This window comes from Chthoniobacter flavus Ellin428, assembly GCF_000173075.1.
GTDB lineage: Bacteria > Verrucomicrobiota > Verrucomicrobiia > Chthoniobacterales > Chthoniobacteraceae > Chthoniobacter > Chthoniobacter flavus.
Map to the genome: position 1 here is coordinate 64,139 of NZ_ABVL01000031.1, position 7,687 is coordinate 71,825.

Here is a 7,687-nt window from a genome sequence, read left to right on the forward strand (position 1 = left end):
CAAAACAATTTGGATGCGCTCGTCGCCTACTTCGAAAACACGATCTTCCCTTCGTGGGCGTGGGCGGTGATGACGTCGCCTTCGCGGAATTTGCCGGCGAGGATTTCGAGGCTGAGCGGGTCGAGCAGGCTGCGCTGGACGGCGCGCTTCAGCGGGCGGGCGCCATACACCGGGTCGTACCCTTCGCGGGCCAGATGCAGCTTGGCTTCGTTGGTCAGCTTGAGGGTGATCTTCTGCGCGGCGAGGCGTTTGATCAGGCGGTTGACCTGGATCTCGACGATGCGCTTGAGGTCTTCGTCGTTCAGGCGGTCGAAGATGATGACTTCATCCACCCGGTTGAGGAACTCGGGGCGGAAGTGGCTGCGCAGGGCGTCCATCACCCGGGCCTCGCGTTGCTCGGCGTTGTCGGCATCGAGGATGGCCTGTGAGCCGAGGTTGCTCGTCATGATGATGACGGCGTTCTTGAAGTCCACGGTGCGGCCCTGGCCATCGGTGATGCGTCCGTCGTCGAGCACTTGCAGGAGCACGTTGAAGACGTCCTGGTGCGCTTTTTCGATCTCGTCGAAAAGCACCACGCTGTAGGGCTTGCGGCGCACGGCTTCGCTGAGCTGGCCGCCTTCCTCGAATCCGACATAGCCCGGAGGCGCGCCGATCAGCCGGGCGACGCTGTGCTTCTCCATGTATTCGCTCATGTCGATGCGCACCATGGCGCTTTCGTCGTCGAAGAGGAATTCGGCGAGCGCGCGGGCGAGCTCGGTTTTGCCAACCCCGGTGGGACCGAGGAAGATGAACGAACCGACGGGCCGATTCTCATCCTGCAGCCCGGCGCGGGCGCGACGCACGGCGTTCGACACGGCGGTGATGGCCTGCTTCTGGCCGATGACCCGCGCACCGAGGCGGTCTTCCATTTTGACCAGCTTCTCGCGCTCGCTCTCGCGCAAATTGGTCACCGGGATGCCCGTCCACGCGCTGACCACTTCGGCGATATCGTCGTCGGTCACTTCTTCCTTCAGCATTTGCCGGCCATCTTTCTGCATCTCGACGAGCTTGGCATTGTGGGCGTCGAGTTCGTGTTGCGCGGCGGGGATGTGGCCGTACTGAATCTCGCTCGCCTCGGTGAGATCGCCACGCCGCTGCGCGCGCTCGAGGTCGATCTTCAATTGCTCGAGCTGCTCCTGCAGCTTGCGCTGTTCGTCGATGACTTTCTTTTCGCTCTGCCACTGGGCCTTGAGCGTGGCGGATTTCTCCCGCTCCTCGGCGAGATCTTTTTCCAGCTTGGCGAGACGCTCCTTGCTGGCCGCGTCCTTTTCCTTCTTCAACGCCTGCCGCTCCATCTCGCCCTGCATGATGGTGCGCTCGATGACGTCGATCTCCGTGGGCATGGAATCGAGCTCGATCTTGAGTCGCGACGCGGCCTCGTCCACGAGGTCCACCGCTTTGTCCGGCAGGAAACGGTCGCTGATGTAGCGATGCGAAAGCGTCGCCGCGGCGACGAGCGCGCTGTCTTGAATGCGCACGCCGTGGTGCACTTCGTAGCGTTCCTTGAGACCGCGCAGGATGGCCACGGTGTCCTCCACGCTGGGCTCATCGACCATCACCGGCTGGAAGCGGCGCTCCAGCGCGGCGTCCTTCTCGATGTATTTGCGATACTCGTCGAGCGTGGTCGCGCCGATGGTCCGCAGCTCCCCGCGGGCGAGTTGCGGCTTGAGCATGTTGCTCGCGTCCACCGCGCCTTCGCTGGCCCCGGCGCCGACGATGGTGTGGAGCTCGTCGATGAACAGGATGATCTCGCCATTCGAGTCGGTGACTTCCTTGAGGAACGCCTTGAGCCGGTCCTCGAATTCGCCGCGGAACTTCGCGCCGGCGATCATCGAGCCGATATCCATGGCGATGAGTTTCTTGTTCTTCAGCGACTCCGGCACGTCGCCGCTGACGATGCGGCGGGCGAGTCCTTCCACGATCGCCGTCTTGCCCACCCCGGGCTCGCCGATGAGCACGGGATTGTTCTTCGTGCGGCGGGAGAGCACCTGCATGGTGCGGCGGATCTCCGAGTCGCGGCCGATCACCGGGTCGATCTTGCCCTTGCGCGCCATGGCGGTGAGATCGCGACCGTATTTCTCCAAGGTCTGGTATTTGCCTTCCGGGTTCTGGTCGGTGACCCGCTGCGCACCGCGGACCTGCTGCAGCGCCTGCATGAGCTTCTGGCGGGTGATGCCGGAGTCGTGGAGCAGCCGCGCGGCGGAGACCTTGGCGTCGGAGAGGGCGAGGAGATAGTGCTCCGCGCTGAGGTATTCGTCTTTCAGCTTGGCCATCTCGCCTTCGGCGGCGTTGAGGACATGGGTCAGGTCGCGGCCGAGGCCGAGCTGGCCGCCGTGGACCTTGGCCCGGCGCTCGAGCTCGGCGCGGAGTTTTTCTTCGACGATGCGCGGCGCCACGCCGATCTTGTCGAAGAGCGGACGGGTGATGCCGTCGGTCTGCTCGAGCAGGGCGGCGAGGAAATGTTCGTTGTCGATCTCGGCGTGGCCGAGCTTGGAAGCCAGGTCCTGCGCGGCCTGCAGGCCTTCCTGCATTTTTTGGGTAAAGCGATCGATTCTCATAGGGGTGCGATTAAAGCTGGCACCCTCTTTAGCAAATTGCTGTCCGAGGGTTGTCCAGAGTAAATCGCGGATTGCCCGCGTCACGGTGGCACGAAAGTCGGGGCATGAGACGAGGGGGGGGTAGACAAGTTGTCCCGGGGATGCGGTGGGCAGTAATCAGTAATCAGTGATCAGTGATCAGTATTCAGTATTCAGTCGGAGAGTGAGCGCGAGACCGGGGCGCACTGATTACTGATTACTGATCACTGATTACTGAAAAAAACAGTACGATTCCCACTTGATTCCCCGCGCGCCGCTGTCTACTTTCCGCCCCTCGCATTGCCAGGGTAGCTCAGAGGTAGAGCAGGGGACTCATAAGCCCTTGGTCGGGAGTTCAATTCTCCCCCCTGGCACTCTTCCGTTTACTCCGGTGGAGGAACCTGCTTGGGATGGAGTCGCTGCTGACATGACGGATTATTCATGTCGATCCTTGAAGGCGAAGTGTGGAGGCGGACAGAGCGAGTTCTTTTCGGATTCGTTTTTCGCTGATAAATCACCGGTCATGATCGTGGTTCGTTACATCTTCGGTACGCTTTGGTGTCTCTTTGTCTGGATATTCACGGCCGTCCTGGTGGAGTTCGCCATCGCCCTCATTTTTCCACCGTCCGGGAGCCGTGCATTCGTGGGCATTGGCCCCGATTGGCAGAGTATTCCGGGGACGATTCTTGGTCTTTTCGCAGCGATTCAATCCTGGCGGACGCATGTCCGCCCGCCGGCGAAAACTCCACCGCTGATCCCACCCAGTGAAACCGCAGATTCATAACCCGCACTTTCCGTCCTCGTTCCCAAAGTTAGCGAAGCGCTTTGGGAACGTGCTCCCCGGATCGGAAACTCCGTTTCCCGTTCGATGCCATGAAGATGTGGGCAGCCACCGATGGAAACAGAGTTTCCCGCCGAAGACGGCATTCCCAAAGCGCTTCGCTAACTTTGGGAACGAGAGGTAAAAAGAAAGGTGCAAATTTGCACCTTCCCCTGTCCTGGAAGCTCCCGCTTCCTGGAAACGGCCCCCAACGAAACTGGAGCTTCGCCGAAAAGGGCGTGCCCAAGCTGGAGCTGGGGCACGAGGGGCGAAGAGTAAGAGGCAAATTTGCCTCTTACTTTGCGGACGGGAGAGGGTTGAAATATCCGGCCTGATGTCGTTTGATCCGGTGTGGCCGAATTTTCCCGTCTCCAAGTTTCGACCTGGCCGGTTCAGCTTGTCGGGTGGGTTGGGGGTCTTTTCTTCGCGCCCTTTTTCGTTGCGTCGTTGTACTCGGGAGAGGTCTTTCCGGGTGTGGGTTTCGCCGTCATGGTTCTGCTCTCACTGCTCCTCATCCTGCGGACCGGGCCAGTGACGGCGACCTCCGAGACGCTCGGCGTTTCGACTTTGTTGGGCCGGTTCGAAACTTAACTGAATGCCATTCCCGCCTCACTCCATTTCTCCCATCAATGAACACCTCCATCTTCCCAATCCTTTCCGTAGTTGGGTTGTTACTGTTGGTGCAACCTATCTGCGGCGTCGAACCGGATCATTTCGATACCGTGACGGACGTTCGAAACATTTGGGGAGATCCCAGATGCGAAGCGCTACTTAGAAAAACCTACATTGACGCGTGCCAGGCCATCGACGGTTCCAAATTTTCGGAGATTCTTCCGCGAGCAGCCGCCTTGTTGATTCCGGTGTGGGCGCCTCTTCGGGGGACCGATTGCCAACTAACGCTCAAAAAGGGCATCGTGCTCGTGAAAGGCGGTCCGAGCCATACGCTGCTCGTGGATGTCGTGAAGAATGAAGACGGAACCGCCCGCTGCCTCGAGGTCAGTTTACAAACAGAGTTCGAGGAGGGAAGCACGCCTGCCCCGGAAAGCATCCTATACCCTGAAGGCAGCCTGGTGGCTGAGATTTTAAAGACCCCGCATTTCAAAAAGAAGCTGGATAAGGATTCCCGCGTCGAGTCGCTCGAGGTTTCCTTTGGGCAGATTTTCAATTCCGGCAGCCTCGAAAGGGGAATGGGTTATACGGCGAATATCGTCCTGCAAAAAAAGGACGGCGCGGGAAGGGTGGTGGAGAAAAAAGGCCTCCTCTATCAAGCCTTGAGCGGAATGGATCCGGTCGAAAACAACGTAGAAGGAAGCATCAAATTGTCGCCCGGAGAGAAGGTATTCCGGTCGACGGTTCTCGAGCAGATGTCGGCGATCACGCCTCCGGGATTTTCTCCCGCAATTTGGGCTCTCGAATGAACCTCCGCACCCGGTGATCCTCCCGTTCCCAAGCTCCAGCCCCTGACTTGCCCGCGGTGAATCGCAAGACCTTCATCGCGGCAATCTCATCACTCAGAGAAGTCCGTTCAATCGTCTTTTCATTCCCGCTCGGTGTGGTCGAGGCTCGTCAAGGCCACTCCTGTATGGAAGGGTTTTTTCCGTGAAAAAGCGCAAGGAAAGGAGCGGGGTACATTTCTTCGAACGCCAGTCGGGACTCCACGTCTTGATGAATGAATTTTCCGTCCCGCAGGAGGAACTCGATATCGGCCCGCGCTCGGTCAGCATCGCCATTACGGAGGTCTGCAATTTGCACTGCCCTTTTTGCTACGCCCGTTTGGGGCGATCCCATTTGCCGCTGTCCTTTGTTTGTGAGTTGGCCAGCGGCCTGGATCGCTTGGGAGTTTTGGAACTCACGCTCGGTGGAGGCGAGCCGACTCTCCACCCCGATCTGGCCGGGATCTGCCGTCACATCTGGCACCACACCCGTCTCGGTCTCAGCATCACCACCCATGGCCATAATCTCAGCGAATCCCTGCTCGAGGCCATCGCTCCTTGCTTGTCCACGATTCGATTTTCCATGGATGGACCGGAGCCGCGTTATTCGCAGGTTCGCGGACGGCCGCTTTCCGCGCTGATCGCCCCGCTGCGAGCGGCCAAAAAACGGGCCCGGGTGGGCATCAATTGCGTCGTTTCTCCCGCTGCGGTGGCGGAGGCGGAAGAGGTGCTGAAAATCGCGATGCGTGAGGAGGTGAATGATATCCTGCTGATTCCGGAGCATCGCTCGGGAATCCCGACACTTTCGGAAAAGGACTGGAAGGAGTTGGATCAATTGATCGCGGCATATCAGGAGCGAGTGCAAATCTGCCTCAGCCGAACGGCGGATGGCTTTCTGACCGCGCCGACTCTCGATACGGCCGTTCCGGATGAATTTCATTTTTGTCACGTGACGGCGGACATGTCTTTGCAGGCGCATTCGTACGGCGACGGCAGTTTTGCATTGCGGATTTATCGACACTTGCCGACCAACTGGCGGCGCTGAAAGGATCTCTCTCATGAAAATCTGGTACGCGACTTCTGCGGAGCACTCGGCCGCTCTCACGATCGTGGGCACATTCCATCGGGAAGAGGACGCCCAGGCCGCCGAGGCTCTTTTGAAAGGAATGATCCAAACCGCCACGCAGGCGGAGGTCGAAGTGGAGCCACTGAGGCATCAGGAAATGGAGGCACATTCGGCGGCTGTGCTGGCCGCAGGATTTCCCGAAAGATTCGCCGCATTATTTGCCGGGAAAACACTGCCCACCGCACCGTATCCCTCCTCGGAATCCGTGCTGGAGCAAAAGTGGCGTGACGGCGTGGCGTTGCACAAAGTGAAAGGGGTCAGCCAGCGGGATTTCTACGATCTGGTGGGCGCCGAAACCACGGTGGAACCCGCCGCCGGCAAGCGTGTCGAAATTCGGACGGACGAATGGAATTTCCAAGGTCTTGTCTCCGTGTTGCTCGAAAGAGGAGCTACGGTCGAAATCCAGCGCTGGTAGAGTGGCGAGGGATATCCGTCGGGGAGATGAGGGCGTGGCCGCCTTGACTTAAGCACCCACACAAAATGGCATCCGACCATTCTAAAACACCACGAGCGGAGGGGACTCAATCGATGGCCGGGTAGCAGTTCACCAGGATTCCGCACAGAAAGAGCGAAATCCAGCCCGCCATGGCCAAAGCGCGAGACGTCCGCCAGACGGCCAGGGTGCTGATGGCGAGGGCCACAAACGCGACGCAATTGAAGCGGTGGAAGACCGCTGAGACGGCCTCCTGCTGCCAGCCGTGCTGCCAGGTAAACGAAAGAAGAACCGCACTTCGGCAAATCGTTCCCCCGACGACGGCCAGTTCGCTGGCGTGAAATGCCAGGCGAGCCCATTCGGAGCAAGTGATGGGTAGGATGCGCATCGACGGAGGGTGAGGAGGTGTCGGTGCATACCATTTTCGGCTTCCCCCGTTCACACATTTTCCACGGCACTTGTCAGCCGCGGAAAAGCGGGCACCTTGAAGCCATGAGCACTGTTGCTGAAATCGAGGCGGCCATCGAGAAACTCCCGTCGACGGAGTTGGGCGAGTTGCTGGCGTGGTTGGAAGAATATAAGGCCATGACCGGTGCTTCGGACGCTCTCTTTGCCATGTACGACGAGGAGGAGCAGAAGCGTGCCGAAGGCTAAGCTTCTTCTCTGCGCCTCTGCAGTGCCGACTTTAAAAGTTTCCGCGGCGTGTGGAGATTTTCCGTCCAAAATTGGGGAACGCGCAGGAGCGCATCCCTCCGTTTCTCTGCGCCTCTGCGGCCTCTGGTGCGCCAGCACCGCCAACCCAAACCCATGAACTGAAAAGTGTTCGTCAAGCCAACTGAACATCGAGCTTGTAGAGAAGCGGACGATTCTGGGAGCAATCCTGGGGTTGAAGCTCCGTGGATCGAACCTGTGAGCCGCAGCGCAAGCAAACCTAGAAGAGCCTCGTTACGCTTAGTGAGGTCGGCCAATCTCTCGGAGGAGCCGAAGCCTAGCATTCACCGTGAAGGGATGTTCACGAGCAACGGTGAAGACCTCCGGGGTCGCAGGGGGCAGCGCGCAGGGAAGGTGGGGTTGGGCAGACTGGGAGACCCTGGTCTTGGGTTTCGTCGCGCGAGAGCGGGACGGAACGCGGCCCGAGCCGAAGCCATAAGGATCGAGCTGGAGATTGGGGAGTCGGAGAAGCCCATAGTAGCGATGAAGCGGAGTAACGTCCGTGGAGCGAAGGGGCTTTGGCAGAACGAAGCGGACTCAAAGAGTCCT

At 59.5% G+C, this 7,687-nt stretch carries 6 protein-coding genes and 1 tRNA gene; 5 read left to right on the forward strand and 2 right to left on the reverse strand.

Features of this window, described 5'->3' with window-relative positions; genetic code table 11:
• Window positions 1-26 precede the first annotated feature (26 nt).
• Window positions 27-2,597 carry an ATP-dependent chaperone ClpB gene (gene clpB / locus CFE428DRAFT_RS29050; RefSeq protein ID WP_006983296.1) on the reverse strand — a complete coding sequence of 857 codons (2,571 nt, stop codon included), beginning with the start codon at window positions 2,595-2,597 and terminating at the stop codon, window positions 27-29.
• A 320-nt stretch (window positions 2,598-2,917) separates the two neighbouring features.
• Between clpB and CFE428DRAFT_RS29055 the strand changes: the two genes are divergently transcribed.
• The 4 genes from CFE428DRAFT_RS29055 (at window position 2,918) to CFE428DRAFT_RS29080 (ending at window position 6,409) form a co-directional block, all read left to right on the forward strand.
• Window positions 2,918-2,989, forward strand: a tRNA-Met gene (locus CFE428DRAFT_RS29055).
• Between the two features lie 1,075 nt (window positions 2,990-4,064).
• Entirely contained in the window at window positions 4,065-4,853 is a 789-nt protein-coding gene (locus CFE428DRAFT_RS29070; protein WP_006983298.1) for a hypothetical protein, read from the forward strand.
• Between the two features lie 247 nt (window positions 4,854-5,100).
• Window positions 5,101-5,913: a radical SAM protein gene (locus tag CFE428DRAFT_RS29075; protein ID WP_006983299.1), complete on the forward strand. Its 813-nt coding sequence runs from the start codon at window positions 5,101-5,103 to the stop codon at window positions 5,911-5,913.
• 13 nt (window positions 5,914-5,926) lie between these two features.
• Complete coding sequence (locus CFE428DRAFT_RS29080) at window positions 5,927-6,409, forward strand: DUF6375 family protein (RefSeq protein ID WP_006983300.1); 483 nt, start codon at window positions 5,927-5,929, stop codon at window positions 6,407-6,409.
• Window positions 6,410-6,515: 106 nt separating this feature from the next.
• On the opposite strand, the gene CFE428DRAFT_RS29085 is transcribed toward CFE428DRAFT_RS29080, so the two are convergent.
• Window positions 6,516-6,815: a hypothetical protein gene (locus tag CFE428DRAFT_RS29085; RefSeq protein WP_006983301.1), complete on the reverse strand. Its 300-nt coding sequence runs from the start codon at window positions 6,813-6,815 to the stop codon at window positions 6,516-6,518.
• A gap of 104 nt (window positions 6,816-6,919) precedes the next feature.
• Here CFE428DRAFT_RS29085 and CFE428DRAFT_RS37960 point away from each other — a divergent pair, with 104 nt between their 5' ends.
• Window positions 6,920-7,081: a hypothetical protein gene (locus CFE428DRAFT_RS37960; protein WP_006983302.1), complete on the forward strand. Its 162-nt coding sequence runs from the start codon at window positions 6,920-6,922 to the stop codon at window positions 7,079-7,081.
• Window positions 7,082-7,687: the final 606 nt, after the last annotated feature.

What these genes read in the sequence shown, in the direction of transcription:
- clpB (WP_006983296.1), bottom strand. Translation starts at nt 2,597, where the DNA reads ATGAGAATCGATCGCTTTACCCAAAAAATGCAGGAAGGCCTGCAGGCC.
- CFE428DRAFT_RS29070 (WP_006983298.1), top strand. Translation starts at nt 4,065, where the DNA reads ATGAACACCTCCATCTTCCCAATCCTTTCCGTAGTTGGGTTGTTACTG.
- CFE428DRAFT_RS29075 (WP_006983299.1), top strand. Translation starts at nt 5,101, where the DNA reads ATGAATGAATTTTCCGTCCCGCAGGAGGAACTCGATATCGGCCCGCGC.
- CFE428DRAFT_RS29080 (WP_006983300.1), top strand. Translation starts at nt 5,927, where the DNA reads ATGAAAATCTGGTACGCGACTTCTGCGGAGCACTCGGCCGCTCTCACG.
- CFE428DRAFT_RS29085 (WP_006983301.1), bottom strand. Translation starts at nt 6,815, where the DNA reads ATGCGCATCCTACCCATCACTTGCTCCGAATGGGCTCGCCTGGCATTT.
- CFE428DRAFT_RS37960 (WP_006983302.1), top strand. Translation starts at nt 6,920, where the DNA reads ATGAGCACTGTTGCTGAAATCGAGGCGGCCATCGAGAAACTCCCGTCG.